The sequence below is a fragment of the Cohaesibacter sp. CAU 1516 genome, assembly GCF_005771485.1.
Lineage (GTDB): Bacteria > Pseudomonadota > Alphaproteobacteria > Rhizobiales > Cohaesibacteraceae > Cohaesibacter > Cohaesibacter intestini.
Genome location: NZ_VANT01000004.1, coordinates 36,675 through 53,609, shown reverse-complemented (window position 1 = coordinate 53,609; position 16,935 = coordinate 36,675). Strand labels below are relative to the sequence as shown.

The window sequence follows — 16,935 nt, the reverse complement described above, 5'->3', positions numbered from 1 at the left end:
CCTGAATACGCCAAAAAACAAACAAAACCCCGGTGCAGTGCATCGGGGTTTTGTGTTTTGCTCTCAAGGATGACGGCTCAGACGACGCGAAAAGACAGCGCGGCAATATCCTCCACCGCGCAGTCAATGCGGTCGCCGATCTGAACAGAGCTGACCCCGGCTGGTGTTCCGGTGAAAATTACGTCCCCGGCGGCAAGTTCAAATTGCTTTGACAGTTCGCTGATGACCTCTGGTACGCTCCAGATTAAGTGGTCGAGCGTGCTGTCCTGTTGCAGCTCGCCATTCCTCTTGAGCCAGATGCGCCTGCCCGTAAGCGAGGAAACAGCGCTGGCAGGCACAATGGACGAAGCGGGCGCTGAGGCTTCAAACGCCTTTGCTGCGGCCCAAGGGCGACCCTGTTTTTTTGCCTGAGCCTGAAGATCCCTGCGGGTGAAGTCGACCCCGACGCCATAGCCGAAGATCAGGTTTTCAGCCTCATCGACCGGAATATCGCACCCACCTGCCTTCAAGGTGACGAGCAACTCGACCTCAAAATGCACGTCCTTGCTCAGGGGCGGGTAGGGAAAGTCCGCATCACACAGGATATTGTCCGGATTTTTCTGGAAGAAAAAAGGCCGTTCGCGGTCGGGATCATGTCCCATTTCGATGGCATGGGCGGCATAGTTGCGACCAACGCAGTAAATCCGCCTGATGGGAAAAAGCTGATCTGATCCGGTGATTGGCAGCGTGGGAACGCTCGGTTGCGGGATGGCATATGGGGAGCCAACATCCTTGCTGTTCATGGCGAGACCTGCTGTATGAAAGAGATGAAATTGATTTGTTGTTTCAAGTCAATACACGGTTTGGCCTGTGCGTCAACAGAGCAGTATGCGGCCCGGTTCGCTAAAGAACACCCTGGCGCGCTTCAACCCGTGAGACGCAAAGTCAGGTTTTTTGTCCTATTTGTCCTTGAACCGTTCCTGCGTCGTCTGGAACCCATCCTTGCGGGTGGATGGGGTTCGCCATGAGGGGCGAGACGGAGCTGTCTCCTTAGCCCTCGGTTCGGGTTTGGGTTCGGGTTCGGGGTTGGATGGAGGGCGCCGTCCTGATGCTTCGTCCTCAACGATATCTTCTGACATACGGTCGTCTGGCACCGCATCCTCATCCCTTGGCAGGCCTCGATAGCGTCGTCCCTCATGCTGGGCTGGCGCATCGCTTGTCCCGCGCTGCCAGTCTTGTTGGAGATTAGAGGTCGGGTCAAGCGGATCGGGACCAAACCGGTTGGGGCCATCGGTGCCGCGTCGGATCAACAGATAAAGAAAGAACAGCATCCCCAACAGGGGCACAAAGACGATAAAGAACCACCAGCCGCTCATGTCGCTGTCATGCAGGCGACGCACCATGACTGCCAGATTGGGAATTATGGTTGCCAGTGTTACAATCGTTGAAAGTGGGCCATTATGCTCCACGGAAAAGGCGCCCGGACCTCGCATCATATGCACTTGGGTCGCCAGAAATGAGATGTCGACGATCTGCGCCGCAGTCGCGATCAGAATTATCGCCAGCGTCCACCACCAATATTCCGAACGCAGGGCGCGGCCCTTGAAGGTGCCATATTTCTTGAAAAAGACTGTTTGAACCGCTGTCGTGAAATGCATGATGACCATCCAGCAAAAGACATATGGTCAAGCATTGCAGTGATCATTGTGTCTGGCAAGTAGACGGACAATTTTATTCAGCGGGTGCGTAAGACGAACCGGTCGCTTCGCTATGGGTGTTCTGGTTGTTCGTCTCGGACTGCACCACATGGGCCAGCGCCAGAGGGTCGGCCCCAAAGCGATTGAATCCTTGCTGTCCCTTGCGACCCAAAAGATAGGCCAGCGGCAGCCAGCCCAACAGCGGCAAGAGGCCAAGCAGCGACCACCAGCCATCAAACCCCCGATCGTGCAGGCGGCGCACGGTGAGAGAGACCAGTGGTGGCGTGAAGACGAGCAGGAACAAAGGCACGAATGGTTCGCGCCCTCCAAACAGGTCTCTCAGCACGATCAGCAAGCCCGTTGGCTGTGCCTCGCGAAAATAGGTTACGTCAGCACCAATCGCGGCAAAGAACATCAGCACATAAACCGTCAGGAACAGCCAGAATTCTCTGCGAGGCGCGCGTCCCGAATAGAGGAATGTCGCCCGAAAGATCATGAATAGCTTCTGATAGAAAGAAAACATCGGCTGGCTCCGGTCGCCTTGCTTGGTAAGCGAACTCTAGTCAGGAGCTTATGGTTAATCAATTCTTAAGGGAACTATTTTGCCGCCCATGGTTAATGCGGTGGACGAGTGAGCCATCACATCTCGTTCTTACGCAAGGCGAGGGGCCAAAAAAGGGGCACCCTGTGAGCAGCAAGGCCTCTCCCTTTGGCGAGGATCGGGGCGTGGATCATCTCGCAATGCTTGTATTGTCATCGTCTTGCCCCAAATGTTGCATTGACTTGCATGCCCGTCCTCCCGTTGGATAGGGTATCCTGAAAATTACGGATAGCGGGGAATCTCAGCCAGCAGTCAAAGATTGGCGAGCCCCTTGGAGGAGTATCCGACTGTGTCCACGGTCTATATCACGCACCCGTCTTTTCTCAAGCACGAGACCCCGGAGGGGCATCCCGAACGCCCCGATCGCATGCGAGCGGTCAATATGGCGCTTGAACATGAGAAATTCCACTTCATGCCGCGCGAAGAGGCGCAGATGGGACGGCGTGAAGACATTGTGCGCTGCCATCCGGAAAATCATGTTGGCATGCTGGAAAGTGTATCGCCCGAAACTGGTCTGGTCTCGATCGACGGCGACACCACTTTGTCGCCGGGCACGCTGGATGCTGCCCTCTATGCCGTAGGCGCGTCGACGCAGGCCGTCGACGAGGTAATGCAGGGGCATTCCCATAATGCCTTTTGCGGTATTCGCCCTCCGGGTCACCATGCGGAAATCAACCGGGCTATGGGCTTTTGCTTTTTCAACAATGCGGCCGTTGCAGCCCGATACGCTCAGGCCAAGTATGACGCCGAGCGGATCGCTGTGATCGACTTTGATCTCCATCACGGCAATGGCACGCAGGACATTTTCTGGGATGATCCGAGTCTGATGTATTGCTCCACGCACCAGATGCCTCTTTATCCAGGCACCGGTGAATGGAACGAGACCGGCAAGGATGACGAGGGCAACATCGTCAATGCGCCCCTTGCCGCAGGCAATGGCTCCGATCACATTCGTGAAGCATTCGAGACCCGGATTCTCCCGTCCCTATACAATTTCAGCCCCGATCTGGTGATCATTTCCGCCGGATTTGACGCTCATATCCGCGATCCCCTAGGGGATCTTACGTGCACCGAGGCAGATTTCTCGTGGATGACTGGCAAGTTGATGGACGTGGCTGACAAATGCTGTAACAATCGCATTGTCTCCCTGCTGGAAGGCGGCTACGACCTGACGGCGCTTGCGCGGTCAGTGGCTGTGCATGTCGACAGGCTGATGCATGGATAGGGCATTCTGCCAGCGGGGCAAAGTTGGCGACATCTTGACCAAGAGCAATCCTGCGATCCTGTTCGTGCGATTGCGATAATAGGCGGAAAGACACAAGGCCGACTCCGGGGTCCACGTTCTGGCAGGCACTGGGCCCTTTTTCTTTGCCTGATGTTCTCTTTTCCAAGCCGAATTTTCCATGTAAGAAAGAGAGTAAGAATCGCGAACCCATTCGTGATTCTGGCGTTTCAAGGCTACCCCGTCATCAAAGGAACTTCACCATGTCCGACCTTTCCAATCTCACCTTCGAAGCCGCATTGGCTGAGCTGGAGCAGATCGTGCAGCGCCTCGAGCGGGGCGATGTCGCACTGGAAAAGTCCATCGAAGCCTATGAGCGGGGCGAAGCACTCAAGCGCCACTGTGACACTTTGCTGAAAAAGGCAGAAGAGAAGGTCGAGAAAATCCGCCTGTCCACCGAAGGGCAGGCAGCAGGCACCGAGCCCCTCGACGTCGACTGACTGACTTCTCGCCGACCGATTGCACGGCCACACCTCTCTTCTGTGACGCAATGCGCGATGGTGGCAAAAGCGCTGTCTTAGCGTTTCGCTCTTGTTTGAACGAATTGTTCCGTTTACGTTAGGTGTAGATGTGATGGCTCTGAGGGAGAGAGACAAATGAGTGAATGCGCTTGGGTCAAGGTTGAGGTGAAGGACGGTATCCGCACGATCCGGCTGGACCGCCCTGAAAAGAAAAACGCCCTGACCGCCGATATGTATGATGCCATCGCCAAAGGCTTGCGCGAGGCCAATCTTGACGACGCAACCCGCGTGACGGTCCTGCTTGGCGTGCCGGGGGCCTTCAGCGCCGGCAATGACATCGGTGATTTCGTCAACATGGCTCAGAGCGGTGCCTTGGGCGAGCCGATCATCGCCTTTCTCGACACATTGGCTGAGTGCGGCAAACCACTGATTGCGGGTGTCGATGGATTGGCAATCGGAGTTGGCACCACCCTGTTGCTCCATTGCGATTATGTGGTGGCGTCTGACCGTTCTGTGTTCAAGACGCCTTTCACGGACCTCGCTCTTGTGCCCGAAGCGGCAAGCACTTTGCTGGCGCCTCGCATAATGGGACATGCGCGCGCCTTCGAGCTTTTGTGCATGGGCGAGGCCTTTGATGCTGCCGCAATGGAAAAGGCAGGTGTGGTCAACAAGGTGACCTCTGCCGAGGCGCTGGAACAGACCGCGTTGCAAGCAGCAGAAAAAATCGCATCCAAACCGGTGGGGGCCATGAAGTTGTCCCGCGATCTGATGCGCCAGAGCCATGTGGCCGATGTGAAGGCCCGCATCCGCGAAGAAGCGGACTGTTTTGCCAAACAGCTCAAATCAAGCGAGGCGATGGCCGCCTTTGCGTCTTTCCTCAATAGGAAATGAGACCGAAGAGGGCAGGTCAGTCTTCTGACGGCTTGCCTTTATTCTCAGTATCTGGCGCGTTTGTCGGACCTTTCGTGACAGCTGGCATGAACAACACCACCAGAATGCCGAAACCGCAGGTCACAACACTGAGCACGAACCAGAGAAAGCCCGAGCGTCCCTTTGCCTTGGCGGTGATGGCGCCTATGGTGCCAGCCAGAATCAATACCTGCAGAACGATCATCTCGTAACTGCCGATCTGAAAAATGCCGGGTAGGGAAGGCATACGCGTCTCCTTGGTCTGAGCTCAGTCATGGATTAGGCGTTGAAGCGGCAAAAAGCAATGGGGTGGGCTGCGAGATACGCACAAACCTGAACATTGAGCTGGTAGCGCGAATGGCTCGATCAGAGTATAACCGCGAGGCAGAAGAGCCAACTGGCTTCCCCGTTTGCCCCATTTGGGGGAGGGGATGCTAGTCTATTGGCCAGGACAACCAGCCCCAAGGATCCAACATGTCTCTACTCATCACGATTTTGCGTGCCATTGCTGTTGTCAGCATTCTTGTCGCTCTGGCGATCTATCTGGAATTCTGGAATGTCGCCGAGATCATCACCGCTGCCGAGGGACAGTCGGAGCGCATCATGCAGGTGATGGTCATCGCTTCGGTCTTCATGTTTATCGGTGCGGCCTATATCGAGGAAAAGATCCTCAAGCGCAAGACACGCTAGGCCCAGCCTTTCTCCAACGCAGCCTTCCAGGCACTCCATGCCCCGACCTGATCGGCAATCACCTGATAGCCCATGCCGGTCGGGTGCAGACCATCCGCTCCTTCACTCAAGGATCGGCGATAGACAGGACTTTGGCTGAGCGCCTCATAAAGATTGAAGAAGGCGATGTCATTGTCCTTGCAGATGTCCCGATACAGGAGGCTAACCGCTGCGATATCCTCAAGGCGGAAGTCAAGGCTCGGTTGCTTCTCCATCTTGAAAGGCATCCGGTCTTCTTCAATCAGTGGCGGCCCGATCACCAGAAGCGTCGCAATTGCGCTGAGATCTGAGACCAGCTCGCGAAAATTGCGCAACAGGCTGGCCTGAGGCGTGCGTGGTTTGCCTTGGTAGTCCCCTTCGGCAAAGCGGCTGAGATCATTGGCGCCTGTTCCCAAAATGATGATTGGTCCCATCGTGCGCTGAAATCGCTGCTCGCACTCCTGGCGCGCGCGTTTCCTGAACTGGTTCAATGTTTGGCCGCGGATACCCAGATTGTAGGAGACAAAGGCACTGTCTTCGCCCCGATGGGCCTGCCACAACCGCCCCGGCCAGCCCAGACCGGCCTCATCCCCCATCCCTTCAACGGTGGAGGCTCCGACAAAACAGATGCGGCGCATGATGGTGCTCCTTGGCAATGGGCAGGAAAGGGGAAAGGGTATCAGGACAGGCTTTGCTTCAGCCGGTCTTTTTAATACAAGGAAGCAGGAGGCAAGAAAAGATGGTAGAAGAGGATTAATGCACTTATGAGCAACGCACTCTGCCCATGCGGCACTGGCCAGCCACTCTCTGCCTGTTGCGGCACCTTTCATGATGGGGCAGCCCTGCCGCAAACCGCTGAACAGCTGATGCGCTCTCGCTATGCCGCTTTTGCCTTGCAGCGGATCGACTATCTGCGCGATACCCTCTGGCCCGCCTATCAAGCCGGTTTTGACCCCTTTGCCACCGCCAAATGGGCCGCCGACAATCATTGGGTTGGCCTAACCATTCTGGGCAAAAATTCGGGCGGGGCGAAAGACCGAAAGGGAACGGTTTTGTTCGAGGCCCGCTATTTGGCCGGGGGATCACTGCAAACTCACCGTGAGAATAGCCTGTTCAAGAAGAAATCCGGTCGATGGTATTATGTCGAAGCAGTGGAAGAGACCTGAAAATACTGTGAAATGTGCAAAAATACGGGTAAGTACCAACTAGACGATTGGTCTATCTGATGCTTAGCTTGATTCCATGCAGAACAAAGGCACCCACACGCGCGATCACATACTCACCATCGGACGGGATCTTATGTCCGAGCGAGGCTTCAATGCGCTTGGCTTGGGCGAATTGCTCAAGACCGCCAAGGTGCCGAAGGGCTCCTTCTACCACTATTTTGAATCTAAGGAAGATTTCGGCTGCGCTTTGCTCGAGCGGTATGTCGAATCCTATCACCAGCGTCTGGATGAACTCTGGGTGGACAAGGCCGTAAGCGGTCGCGACCATCTGATGTCCTTCTTTAACATGTGGATGATCCGGCAATCGACCCGCCAGAGCGCGCAGCAATGCCTGATTGTCAAGTTGGGAGCTGAGATCTCCGACATGTCAGATGGCATGCGCAGGATCCTCGCCGAAGGCACCAGTTCGATTGTTGAGCGAATGGTGGACCAGATCAAGATTGGCATCACCGATCGGTCGATCCCGAGCCATGTTGAACCACGCTCCTTGGCCAACCATCTTTATCAAATGTGGCTGGGGGCCAGCTTGCTGGCAAAACTTGACCAGTCGATTCAACCATTTCAGTCTGCCCTGAAAAACACAGAATCCCTGCTTCCTCGTCCTTAGTAACCCAACACATCACCCGAAGATCTCCTTTCACGAGACGGAATGGTGAGATAGAAATTTTGCAATCAAAAACACAGACGACTGGTCTAATAGAACTGGTCTAACAGGAAATAAGACAAGATGACACAATCAGATAAAGCCAACCGCCAGCTGCTTCTGGCCGAACGCCCTGTCGGGTCGCCCGATGACAAGACCTTGAAAATGGTCACGGAAGAAATCCCTACACCGGGAGAGGGGCAGATGCTCATTCGCACGGTCTATCTCTCCCTTGACCCTTATATGCGCGGACGAATGAGTGACGCCAAATCCTATGCCGAACCGGTGGCAGTGGGACAGGTTATGGTCGGAGGCACTGTTGGACGTGTCGTGACCTCCCACCTTGATGGGTTTGAGGCTGGGGACTGGGTGCTGTCCTTCAGCGGCTGGCAGGATTATGCCCTGTCCGATGGCACGATGGTGCAGAATATGGGCAAGGATCCGATCAATCCTTCTTGGGCCCTTGGTGTTTTGGGTATGCCCGGACTGACGGCCTATGCCGGTTTGCTAAAGATTGGCGAGCCGCAGGCAGGGGAAACGGTTGTTGTTGCCGCTGCCACCGGCGCAGTTGGTGCACAGGTGGGTCAGATCGCAAAATTGCAGGGATGTCATGTGGTTGGCATCGCCGGCGGCGCGGAAAAATGCACCTATGCGGTTGAAGCGTTGGGGTTTGACGCCTGCATTGACCGCTATGCGGATGATTTTGAAGCCCAACTGGCCGCCGCAGTCCCTGCGGGCATCGATGTTTATTTCGAAAATGTCGGCGGCAAGGTCTTGATGGCTGTGTTGCCGCTGCTCAATCCCAAGGCCCGCATTCCGCTTTGCGGCGTCATTTCGCGCTACAATGCAACCGGTCAGGCCGAAGGCCCTGATCTGTCCGGCCAACTGATGACGATGCTCCTCGTCAACAGGGTCAAACTGCAGGGTTTCATCGTTTTTGATGACTTTGGCCATGTCTATCCCGAGTTTGCCAGCCAGATGACTGAATGGATAAAGCTCGGCAAGATCAAGTATCGCGAACATATGGTCGAGGGTTTGGAGAAAGCGCCCTCCGCTTTCATTGACCTGCTTGAAGGCCGCAACTTCGGCAAGATGGTCATCAAGGTCGGGGCGCATTGACCGCCCTTTACCAAGCCTGAAAAGACCGTGTTAAGCCCACCACAAGGTGGGCTTTTCGGTATTGCGACAAGTGGTTGAGTTCCTTCTGGCTATTTCATAAGCTTCATCACAGAGATCAGTGCCCCCTCAGCAATGGAACTCATGCCTTGTCCCGTCCCTTGCCTTACCCGGATCTTTATACCTTGAAAGATCGCTCTCGCCTGCCTCCGGCGTTGCAGACCGCGCTATTCGAGTTGGGCAAGGCAATCCGGGAAGGAACCCTGCATCCCGAGCAGATTGATGCCTTTCGTGTTGCACTGGCAGAGCTGCCCGCCTCGGCGGTCGTGGATGCAGCCGGGGTCATCTCCAAATGTGCAAAGCTCAATTGGCGGGTCGATTGGTCCACCTGCAGTCAACCCTCTGAGCGGTCGGTTTTTGATGAACTCAAGAGGGATCTGCCGGAGGGGTTGCTAAGTGTCAAAGCCCCTTTCCTCACCAAGGAACTGCGCTTGATGCAGACCCACCCGCATCTATGTTGGTTGTTCGCCTATCACGATTCTGGCTATGTCCGGCAAATGGCGATGCAGCTGATCGATATGCCACCTGCGTCTCCATTTGACGTCGGCACTCTTGTCTATCGGATGAATGACTGGGTCGCTTCTGTGCGCAAGGCAGCGCTTGACAGCGCCAAACGGCTGTTGCCGCTGACAGACACGGCGGTCATCGCCGACAGCGCTTTGTTCCTTCTTGACTATTCAAAGCACCTCATCCGTTGGGATCCAGAAGCCAGAGCGTTGGTTGATACGGCAATGCAGAGATCCGAATGTCTGGCTGCCATCATAGAGCTGATCTGCGAAAGCCGTGATGGAACCGGAGCGAAAGGATTGAAGGCTCTTTTGCCCAACGAGGACCTCGACCCTCATATCCCGACATTGGCAGCAGAAGCCTCCCAGCCTCATCTGCGGGCTCTGGCCATGCAGATACTGCTCAGCGGTGAAGTCTCATGGATCGACGGTTACAAGCCGGGCCTGATCGAAGATTATCGTGGCCGCTTCATGCAGGAGCGCAATGTTGTCTGCCGTCCTCTCGGCCTGAAGGTCGAGCTCGACTTCTGGATCGAGGCAGCCGCATCGGACAAATCGGCCAGTGTGCGCAAACTGGCGGCGGATGCCCTCATAGCCAGACGGGAGACTGCAAGCCCGGCACTGGATGCTTTGGCGCTCCAATTATGCACTGATCGCAATGAGGCTGTCGCGGAGCGGGCACGCTTTTACTTGGAAAAGCGGTCGAGCGAACCTGTGATGAACTGATTCAATGCTGTCTTGAAAGGCAGCTTGCACCTCTGATTGACTGGTTTTTGAGCGCTCAGGGACTACCAAAACGGGTATGTCGAGCTATTTCGACATATTTGTGGGGATCCTGATCGCGGGTCTGGTCTTCGCCCCATTGTCATGAAACAGTTGTCGCAGGCCGCTAACTTGGCTCGCACTTCAGACGGCTGACGGTGCGCTGAAGACGAAATTCCTTAAGCCATGCTGTCCATATCGCTCAGATACAAAGAAGCGGGGCTCACTTGCATGGCGGCTCTGGACGTGTCCAGACGAGGGGAGACATAGTTTCTTTTGGAGGTTTCAACCATTATGAAAACACTTTTCACTGGCGTGGCTGCCTTGGCTCTGACGGCAGGATTTGCCAGCTCTGCCAATGCGGATTTCTCTCTCAACATTCTCCATATCAACGATTTGCACTCCCGGATCGAGTCGATCAACAAGTATGACTCGACCTGCAACGCCAAAGGCGAAGAAGAAGGCAAATGCTATGGTGGTATCGCGCGCGTCAAAACGATGATCGACCAGCGTCGCGACGCACTGAAAGCCGCAGGCAAGAATGTTCTGACCATCGATGCCGGTGACCAGTTTCAGGGGTCGCTCTTCTATTCCACCTACAAGGGCGCTGCCGCAGTCGAGTTCATGAATGGCATTGGCTTTGACGTCATGGCCGTTGGCAACCACGAGTTTGACGATGGCCCGAAAGGCCTCTCTGACTTTGTTGACAAGGCCGAGTTCCCGGTCATTTCCGGCAATATCGACGTCTCCAGCGAACCGCTGCTCAAAGGCAAGATCAAGGGCTACATCGTCAAGGAAGTCGGTGGCGAGAAAATCGGTCTCATCTCCACCTTGGCAGAAGACACCGTTGAAACCTCGTCTCCAGGCGACAAGGTCATCTTCTCTTCGTCCGAGGATTATCTCAAACAGGCCGTGCAGGAACTGACAGAACAGGGCGTCAACAAGATCATCGCTGTCACCCATGAAGGTCTGCCAAAAGACATGGATCTTGCCTCCAAGGTTGCTGGCATCGACCTGATTGTTGGTGGCCACTCCCACACCTTGCTCTCCAACACCGACAAGAAGGCCGCAGCCCCTTATCCGGTGATGGTCAAGAATCCGGACGGCAAGGACGTGCCGATCGTGCAGGCCTATGCCTATTCGAAATATGTTGGCGACATCGAAGTGACCTTTGATGACAAGGGCGAAGTCGTCTCTGCCAAGGGCGATCCGATCCTGCTCGACAAGTCTGTCCTGCCGAACGAAGCCTTTGCCAAGCGCGTTGCTGAGCTGGGTGCGCCAATCGAAGAGCTGAAAGTCAAGGTGATCGGCTCCTCCAAGGCGTTGATCGACGGGTCTCGCGAAAAATGCCGCCAGATGGAATGCGAAATGGGTAACCTCGTCGCCGATGCCATGCTGGAGCGCATGAAGGGGCAGGGCATCTCCATCGCCATCCAGAATGGTGGTGGCCTGCGTGCCTCCATCAATGATGGTGAAATCACCATGGGCGAAGTTCTTACCGTTCTGCCATTCCAGAACACCGCTGCGACCTTCCAGTTGAAGGGGGCCGATGTGGTTGCCGCTTTGGAAAATGGCGTCTCTCAGGTGGAAGAAGTCAAAGGCCGCTTCCCGCAGGTCGCCGGTCTGAAATTCAGCTGGACCCGTGCCAAGCCAGTTGGCGAGCGCATCACTGCAGTTGAAGTGATGCAAGATGGCAAATGGGCCCCCATCGACATGGAAGCCACCTATGGTGTGGTCTCCAACAACTATATGCGCTCTGGTGGCGACGGCTATAAAGTCTTCAAAACCAACGGCATGAATGCCTATGATTATGGTCCGGGCCTTGAGCAGCTTGTTGCAGATTATCTGTCCAACAATCCCGATTATGCGCCCGTGATTGACGGCCGTATCAGCGAAGTCAAATAAGCGTCATTCGTTGTTTGGTATCGAACCCGGCAGGCCAATGTCTGCCGGGTTTTCTGTCGCTCGCCAAAGAGGCCAATTGGCGCACCGGCGTCATTTGGTTGAGACACGTCTGGCGAGGCTCTACAATGGCGGCGGCATTGCACCGGATGCACATCAAAAGGGGAGAAAGACGGATGAACCTGATACTGGGACTGACGCTAGCCTTGATCGTCTTTCTGATGGCCAACGGGCTTTATCGTGTGATCAATCGCCCACGGGCAAAGCCGATTGACAAGACTGCTCGACCCAACTCAGCTTTGTTGGTGATCGACATGCAGCATGATTTCACCCGTGCCAGCGGCAAGTTGGCCCATGATCCCGAGCGACGTCTTGTTGCTTTCCACCAGATCAATGAACTGGCGGCCGAGGCGCATCAGCTCGGTATCCCGGTGATCGAAATCAGTCATGCCTTCACCGATCCGCTGGAAAAACTTGTCGTCAAGATCATCGCAGGTGGCGCTGGCATCGAAGGCTCTCTGGGGCTCAAGCGAGACGATGCGCTGACCTATGAGGCCAATTATCATGTTTGGAAGCATGAGGGGGACAGTTTCACTGCACCCATGTTCACCCGCTATCTCGATGATCATGAAATCGGCCATCTCTACATCACAGGACAGGATGCAACGGCTTGCATCAACGCAACCGCCAAGGCAGCTCTCAAGCGTCATTATGACGTCACCCTGATCGACGATGCGATCCTTGCCCGCAATGGGGGAAAGTGGCAGGCAATGAAGGACAAACTTCTTGCTTCAGGGGCAAGGCTCGCAACCGGTTTGGGTTTGTCAGCAAGCCCAGTATAGCAGAGGTGATAGGCCACGCCGCCGCCATTCAATCCGTGATTTCCTCTTGCCACCAGCAGCCATGCGGTCAGGTCACATCCGCCTTGTTGAAATCGTTCAGCAAAAGGCAGGTAAATCATCAGCAAATTCATGCGATAAGCTTGAAAAAGTCATCGAATTGTCATACTCCAGTAAACACATGTCGGAGTGTAGCGCAGCCTGGTAGCGCACCTCGTTCGGGACGAGGGGGTCGGAGGTTCGAATCCTCTCACTCCGACCATTCATTGTCAGCAAGATAATGATTTTTATATGAGAATCGATTTGATCGATTTTTCCACCCCCTTTAGTACCCCCTAAAATTCCGAGTGTACTGCCTGTTGATATAAAGCAATGTGACAGGTTTGCTCCTGCATTCATTCGGGTGGGAAAGTACCTCCATCTTTTTTGGGGTTCAGCGATCGATAGCAAATGACACATTTCCATAGGCCTTTTACATTGTAGCACGGATAGTTGCTCGATGCCTTTTTGCTGATAGCTATCGGCTATGACGAATAACAGTTCCGGTATTTCTATATGCCGGCTGAACGCCGATAGAGTTCCTTGTGCGTCCTTCTGAGGTTCGACCTCTTCCAGACGTATTGCTACCCATTGAATGCGGCGGGTATTTGGAAGAGATATAATGAAGCCAATTTCACAGAAACTCCTCTCCTGCCATCACGGAACGGTCCGTTGCCTCCATCTTTAAGGCTTCCTGTTTTTGCCTGATCTGCCAACTATCCTGACATGGCAGGCCGCTTTAGTTTGCAGCATTTCAGGGGAAGCGACTCCTCCTCGAAGGGTAGCAATATCACCTCAAAAATTTATTTTTATTTTTTCCTTTGGTTTCCGTTTCAACTTTCCAATCTCCCTTGCAGGACAGATAATGGAGATGATTGAATGGACCAATCCAATAGCCCCGCCGACCGCCTGCTTGCCATCAAGGACGTTTGTCGGATATTGAATCGTTCGCCGGCGAGTATCTACCGCGATATCGCCCGTGGCGATTTTCCGCGCCCGATCAAGTTGGGCGGATCGTCACGTTGGCGTTTGAGCACGGTCAATGATGTCATGGTAAATGGCATTTCCCGGGACAAATAATTATCGCCGGCATCGGCAGGCTGCACGACCAGTCTGGGAAAGCCTGCAGCATTGGTGCCGTGGTCCAAAGCATAATAGTGGCCCGTCAGAGGTGAAGAACGAGCACATCTGGCATTATGCTGACGGCGATTAACCAGACGATTGACTTGGCTAGGGTCGAAGACGACGCATGGCTTGCGCTTGCGCGGCTGCGTCAATTCCTGCCTGGATCCGGGAGCGCATATTGCGGAATTTGTCCCGTTCAATGCCCGCCAACCTGCCAATGATCGGAGATCCGTTGGCAGCAGCTTCAAACCCTTGATTATGTGAAGAAACGGTTAGCCTTATGCTGCCGTCAAACCGCGTCGGCGTGGTCAGGCCGGCGAGGATCAAGGCTTGTGGGGAGGCGACAAGTATCAGGTTGGGGCCTTGTTCCTTCAATCCGGTGGTGCCACAAATAAGCGTGATGAGATGAATTCCGGAATGGGCGGTCACATCATGAATAACACAGGGGCAAGGGAATGAAGGGCGTGCTGGTTCGCCGTCGAAGGCCGGTAGCGGAAACCGGTACATGACAATATCGCCGGGGCGGACCGATCCCTGCCATCTTCTCTTCCTGTAGCAAAGTGGTTGGTCGGGCTTGAAAAGCATAAGACAATACTCCTCATAATCATGATAAACAAGATAAACATGATAAATGTTTTTCGGTTGGTTTGTAATAGGCGGTGGGCCCGCATGACCCTGTCCCGTGCGAATAGCTATGCCAGCGGGTCATTTGACCCGCTGGCGAGCACCTATACGTTTTTGGAGCCGCGTACGGCCTGTGTTGCCTTGTCGGCGGCAATCAGGCACATCAAGCGCCGCGTCGAAAAGACGATCGACCGGAGAAGCTCAATGGTGCAATCGCGATTATCTCTGTCTTGAGGACCAACTCGGGCGGCAAGAATGGCGTCATGCAATGCCGTGCCAGTGGCTTGGAATTCGCTGCCCAACATGTCGCACGCTTCAATCTTGGCTGCGAACTGGGTGAGGTAGGAATTAACGGTGTCGGCATTTTCGGTACCGATGAAAGCCATCTCGTTGACAATTTCGACCACGTCGTAGGCCTTGGTCATTGCGCTGGCCAGAGTTTCGTCGGCTTGATCAATTTCACGTCGCTCTTGTTGAAGCGTGAGCGAAATATCGAGTGGACGGCGGAAGGAATGCTGGATATCCGTCATGGGATTTCTCCTATATCCTGAAAATGGAAGGGATCGAGGGAGGGATTGTCCTGCCCCCGATTGAGAGGGCAGGAAAGACCGCACCTAGATCTCTGTTGAAGACTGGGCCATTTCGGAGACGGCATAGGGAATGGGGATAATCCATTTCCGCTTGGCCTTCAGATCCGAGGCGTCACGAGGAAAAAGATGTTGAGCGGCCCATTGGCAGGATTTCCAATTGGTCTGGATTCTGTCCTGCGTCCGGTATGCCTGCAGGCGGGCGAGTTGCTCGCCTGCCAGTTTGCCGATTACCGCAGTGCCGGTCGGCTGCAGGCAATATCCCTCGTGGTCCCCGCAAACGATTACGCGGTCGTGCAAGTTAAACGAGGTTGGCGATGTGAGCCCAGCAGCATTCAACGCCTGTGCCTGTGCCTGTGCGACATGAATATCAATCGGCCGTTGTTCGGGCGATGAAATTGAGGTCCCGGTTGTAAGGATGGCAAAGGTGCTGTCTTCAATAAAATGCTTGCTGAAAACGAGGTGCGGGGACGGCTCTGGAAGCTCGTCGGAATCCCCATATCGTGGGTAATCGGCGAACAACACGACATCGCCGGGTTCTAAGTTATCGACCCAGTTGCCGGCCACTTGGCCGCAGGTTTTTGTGGCATCATTATGTATCATGCATGATCTCCATGGTTGGGATTGATTTTGACGCCTGGTCTGACCAAGTCCTTCGCTTTTTGCATCTTGCAACCCGGATTGATCGCGGCGTCGTCCCGCTGCCGCGATCAATCCGGGTTGCTATGACTAGAAAGGTTTCATGAAACATTGAAGGTCCGGTGTGATAGAGCACCGGATTCGCGGGGCAATCCAATGCTGCATGGGTGCCTCGGCGCGGAGGGAAATCACTCTTTTTGGCCGCCAGTTTATAACTCCGCGGTCAGCGTTATTAATCCTCGGCCAAATCACCCTTACACACGCCTGTAGACAAGCGATGTCAACGGGCGTGTGTAAGGGTGATTTGACAGGGAAACGGCCAAAAAGGCCGAAAAGTGGGTGATTTTCGGCAATTTAGTCATGCCGAAGAAACAGGCTTTGACGACCTTTTGCCGACGGTTTTTGAAGCGGTGCCTCTCGGCTAGTGAAAGGGCTGATTGGTCGGTTCGGTCCTTCAGCAGCAGAAGCTGGATGGCCTCGGGAACATGGAGTTTCGATGATGGGGTGCCAGTGCAGTTGACCCGGAACCTGTTCTTTATCATGCCTTCGATAGGCATTGACCGGCTGGTATCTACCGCTTGCTCCAATTCGACGTTGGCGTTCTGGTTGATGGCCCATCCTTGGTCAAACAAGTTTTTCGTTGCGCGGCATTTTTTCTATTTCTCAATTAAAGAGAAATGGAGGCAACGTCATCATGAGCGAAGGACCAGGTTTAGCAACGATATCTGACCTGATGCGACACTGGAATGTCTGCTGGAAGGTCGCAGAGGCAATCGCTGACCATTTCGAGGATAAACGGGGCTTGGAGCGGGCCCTAACCAAGAAATACGGCAAAATAAAAACACGCGAGCAGCGGTGGTATCGTTGGGAAGATATTTGGGAAATGGAGGGCCGTGTGGACGTTCCGCCGAAGCACTGGTCCCGGATGAAGGAGAGGCTGCTGACGGTGACGGAGCTCGCCAGTAGGGATAACAAGGGCCGGTCGGCTCGAACGTTCCGGCGGGATGCCGCCAACGGCACCTTGCCCAGTGTAAAGCTGCCGATTGGCAAGCACCTCTTCCGCGAGTTCGAGGTCGAACTTGATTTGCAGTAATGGGCAACTTTGCGAATACCTCTTACGCATGACGCGTCCCATCACATGGTCAAAGGCAGGATGCAGTATAGTCTCTGCGGTCCTGCCTTCGACATTGGAAACGGTATCGCTTTTCCGGAATAAAGCGCGATCACTCA

At 54.6% G+C, this 16,935-nt stretch carries 20 protein-coding genes and 1 tRNA gene; 13 read left to right on the top strand and 8 right to left on the bottom strand.

Annotated elements, in window-relative coordinates; genetic code table 11:
* Positions 1 to 77: 77 nt before the first annotated feature.
* From FDK21_RS11845 to FDK21_RS11835, 3 genes are all read right to left on the bottom strand, one after another.
* A complete protein-coding gene (locus tag FDK21_RS11845; protein WP_138148678.1) occupies positions 78 to 782 on the bottom strand; it encodes a fumarylacetoacetate hydrolase family protein in 705 nt (234 codons plus the stop codon).
* 156 nt (positions 783 to 938) lie between these two features.
* Positions 939 to 1,637, bottom strand: coding sequence for a DUF805 domain-containing protein (locus tag FDK21_RS11840; protein WP_138148677.1), 699 nt, complete (start codon positions 1,635 to 1,637; stop codon positions 939 to 941).
* A 73-nt stretch (positions 1,638 to 1,710) separates the two neighbouring features.
* Complete coding sequence (locus FDK21_RS11835; protein ID WP_138148676.1) at positions 1,711 to 2,199, bottom strand: DUF805 domain-containing protein; 489 nt, start codon at positions 2,197 to 2,199, stop codon at positions 1,711 to 1,713.
* Positions 2,200 to 2,566: 367 nt separating this feature from the next.
* Here FDK21_RS11835 and FDK21_RS11830 point away from each other — a divergent pair, with 367 nt between their 5' ends.
* From FDK21_RS11830 to FDK21_RS11820, 3 genes are all read left to right on the top strand, one after another.
* Positions 2,567 to 3,502, top strand: a complete 936-nt coding sequence (locus FDK21_RS11830; RefSeq protein WP_114009976.1) for a histone deacetylase family protein — start codon at positions 2,567 to 2,569, stop codon at positions 3,500 to 3,502.
* A 260-nt stretch (positions 3,503 to 3,762) separates the two neighbouring features.
* Positions 3,763 to 3,999, top strand: coding sequence for an exodeoxyribonuclease VII small subunit (locus FDK21_RS11825; RefSeq protein WP_114009977.1), 237 nt, complete (start codon positions 3,763 to 3,765; stop codon positions 3,997 to 3,999).
* Positions 4,000 to 4,155: 156 nt separating this feature from the next.
* The gene (locus FDK21_RS11820) at positions 4,156 to 4,911 is read left to right on the top strand and encodes a crotonase/enoyl-CoA hydratase family protein (RefSeq protein WP_138148675.1); all 756 of its coding nucleotides are present in this window, start codon (positions 4,156 to 4,158) and stop codon (positions 4,909 to 4,911) included.
* A 16-nt stretch (positions 4,912 to 4,927) separates the two neighbouring features.
* Here the strand turns inward: FDK21_RS11820 and FDK21_RS11815 are convergent, their stop codons facing one another.
* Complete coding sequence (locus FDK21_RS11815) at positions 4,928 to 5,176, bottom strand: hypothetical protein (protein ID WP_138148674.1); 249 nt, start codon at positions 5,174 to 5,176, stop codon at positions 4,928 to 4,930.
* 227 nt (positions 5,177 to 5,403) lie between these two features.
* Between FDK21_RS11815 and FDK21_RS11810 the strand changes: the two genes are divergently transcribed.
* Positions 5,404 to 5,619, top strand: coding sequence for a hypothetical protein (locus FDK21_RS11810; RefSeq protein WP_138148673.1), 216 nt, complete (start codon positions 5,404 to 5,406; stop codon positions 5,617 to 5,619).
* Here FDK21_RS11810 and FDK21_RS11805 read toward each other — a convergent pair.
* Positions 5,616 to 6,275: a GDSL-type esterase/lipase family protein gene (locus tag FDK21_RS11805; RefSeq protein ID WP_171022053.1), complete on the bottom strand. Its 660-nt coding sequence runs from the start codon at positions 6,273 to 6,275 to the stop codon at positions 5,616 to 5,618. The two genes, FDK21_RS11810 and FDK21_RS11805, sit on opposite strands and share 4 nt — an antisense overlap.
* Positions 6,276 to 6,401: 126 nt before the next feature.
* On the opposite strand from FDK21_RS11805, the gene FDK21_RS11800 reads away from it, so the two are divergent.
* The 8 genes from FDK21_RS11800 to FDK21_RS11765 all read left to right on the top strand — a co-directional run bounded on the left by FDK21_RS11800 (position 6,402) and on the right by FDK21_RS11765 (position 13,810).
* Positions 6,402 to 6,803 carry a YchJ family protein gene (locus tag FDK21_RS11800; protein ID WP_138148671.1) on the top strand — a complete coding sequence of 134 codons (402 nt, stop codon included), beginning with the start codon at positions 6,402 to 6,404 and terminating at the stop codon, positions 6,801 to 6,803.
* Positions 6,804 to 6,879: 76 nt separating this feature from the next.
* Positions 6,880 to 7,470, top strand: coding sequence for a TetR/AcrR family transcriptional regulator (locus tag FDK21_RS11795; RefSeq protein WP_114009982.1), 591 nt, complete (start codon positions 6,880 to 6,882; stop codon positions 7,468 to 7,470).
* Between the two features lie 120 nt (positions 7,471 to 7,590).
* The gene (locus FDK21_RS11790) at positions 7,591 to 8,625 is read left to right on the top strand and encodes an NADP-dependent oxidoreductase (RefSeq protein ID WP_138148670.1); all 1,035 of its coding nucleotides are present in this window, start codon (positions 7,591 to 7,593) and stop codon (positions 8,623 to 8,625) included.
* 146 nt (positions 8,626 to 8,771) lie between these two features.
* A complete protein-coding gene (locus FDK21_RS11785) occupies positions 8,772 to 9,914 on the top strand; it encodes a hypothetical protein (protein WP_138148669.1) in 1,143 nt (380 codons plus the stop codon).
* A gap of 330 nt (positions 9,915 to 10,244) precedes the next feature.
* On the top strand, positions 10,245 to 11,855 hold the full coding sequence (locus FDK21_RS11780) for a bifunctional metallophosphatase/5'-nucleotidase (RefSeq protein WP_114009985.1): 1,611 nt from the start codon (positions 10,245 to 10,247) through the stop codon (positions 11,853 to 11,855).
* A 173-nt stretch (positions 11,856 to 12,028) separates the two neighbouring features.
* Positions 12,029 to 12,694, top strand: a complete 666-nt coding sequence (locus tag FDK21_RS11775; RefSeq protein ID WP_171022052.1) for a cysteine hydrolase — start codon at positions 12,029 to 12,031, stop codon at positions 12,692 to 12,694.
* Between the two features lie 182 nt (positions 12,695 to 12,876).
* Positions 12,877 to 12,953: transfer RNA gene (locus tag FDK21_RS11770), tRNA-Pro, on the top strand.
* A 656-nt stretch (positions 12,954 to 13,609) separates the two neighbouring features.
* Positions 13,610 to 13,810 (top strand): AlpA family phage regulatory protein, encoded by a 201-nt coding sequence (locus tag FDK21_RS11765; protein WP_138148667.1) that lies wholly within the window; start codon positions 13,610 to 13,612, stop codon positions 13,808 to 13,810.
* A 150-nt stretch (positions 13,811 to 13,960) separates the two neighbouring features.
* Here FDK21_RS11765 and FDK21_RS11760 read toward each other — a convergent pair whose 3' ends face one another.
* From FDK21_RS11760 to FDK21_RS11750, 3 genes are all read right to left on the bottom strand, one after another.
* Entirely contained in the window at positions 13,961 to 14,440 is a 480-nt protein-coding gene (locus FDK21_RS11760; protein ID WP_138148666.1) for a hypothetical protein, read from the bottom strand.
* A gap of 143 nt (positions 14,441 to 14,583) precedes the next feature.
* The gene (locus FDK21_RS11755) at positions 14,584 to 15,009 is read right to left on the bottom strand and encodes a hypothetical protein (protein WP_138148665.1); all 426 of its coding nucleotides are present in this window, start codon (positions 15,007 to 15,009) and stop codon (positions 14,584 to 14,586) included.
* 84 nt (positions 15,010 to 15,093) lie between these two features.
* On the bottom strand, positions 15,094 to 15,669 hold the full coding sequence (locus FDK21_RS11750) for a hypothetical protein (RefSeq protein WP_138148664.1): 576 nt from the start codon (positions 15,667 to 15,669) through the stop codon (positions 15,094 to 15,096).
* Positions 15,670 to 16,399: 730 nt separating this feature from the next.
* On the opposite strand from FDK21_RS11750, the gene FDK21_RS11745 reads away from it, so the two are divergent.
* Positions 16,400 to 16,798: a hypothetical protein gene (locus FDK21_RS11745; RefSeq protein WP_138148663.1), complete on the top strand. Its 399-nt coding sequence runs from the start codon at positions 16,400 to 16,402 to the stop codon at positions 16,796 to 16,798.
* Positions 16,799 to 16,935: the final 137 nt, after the last annotated feature.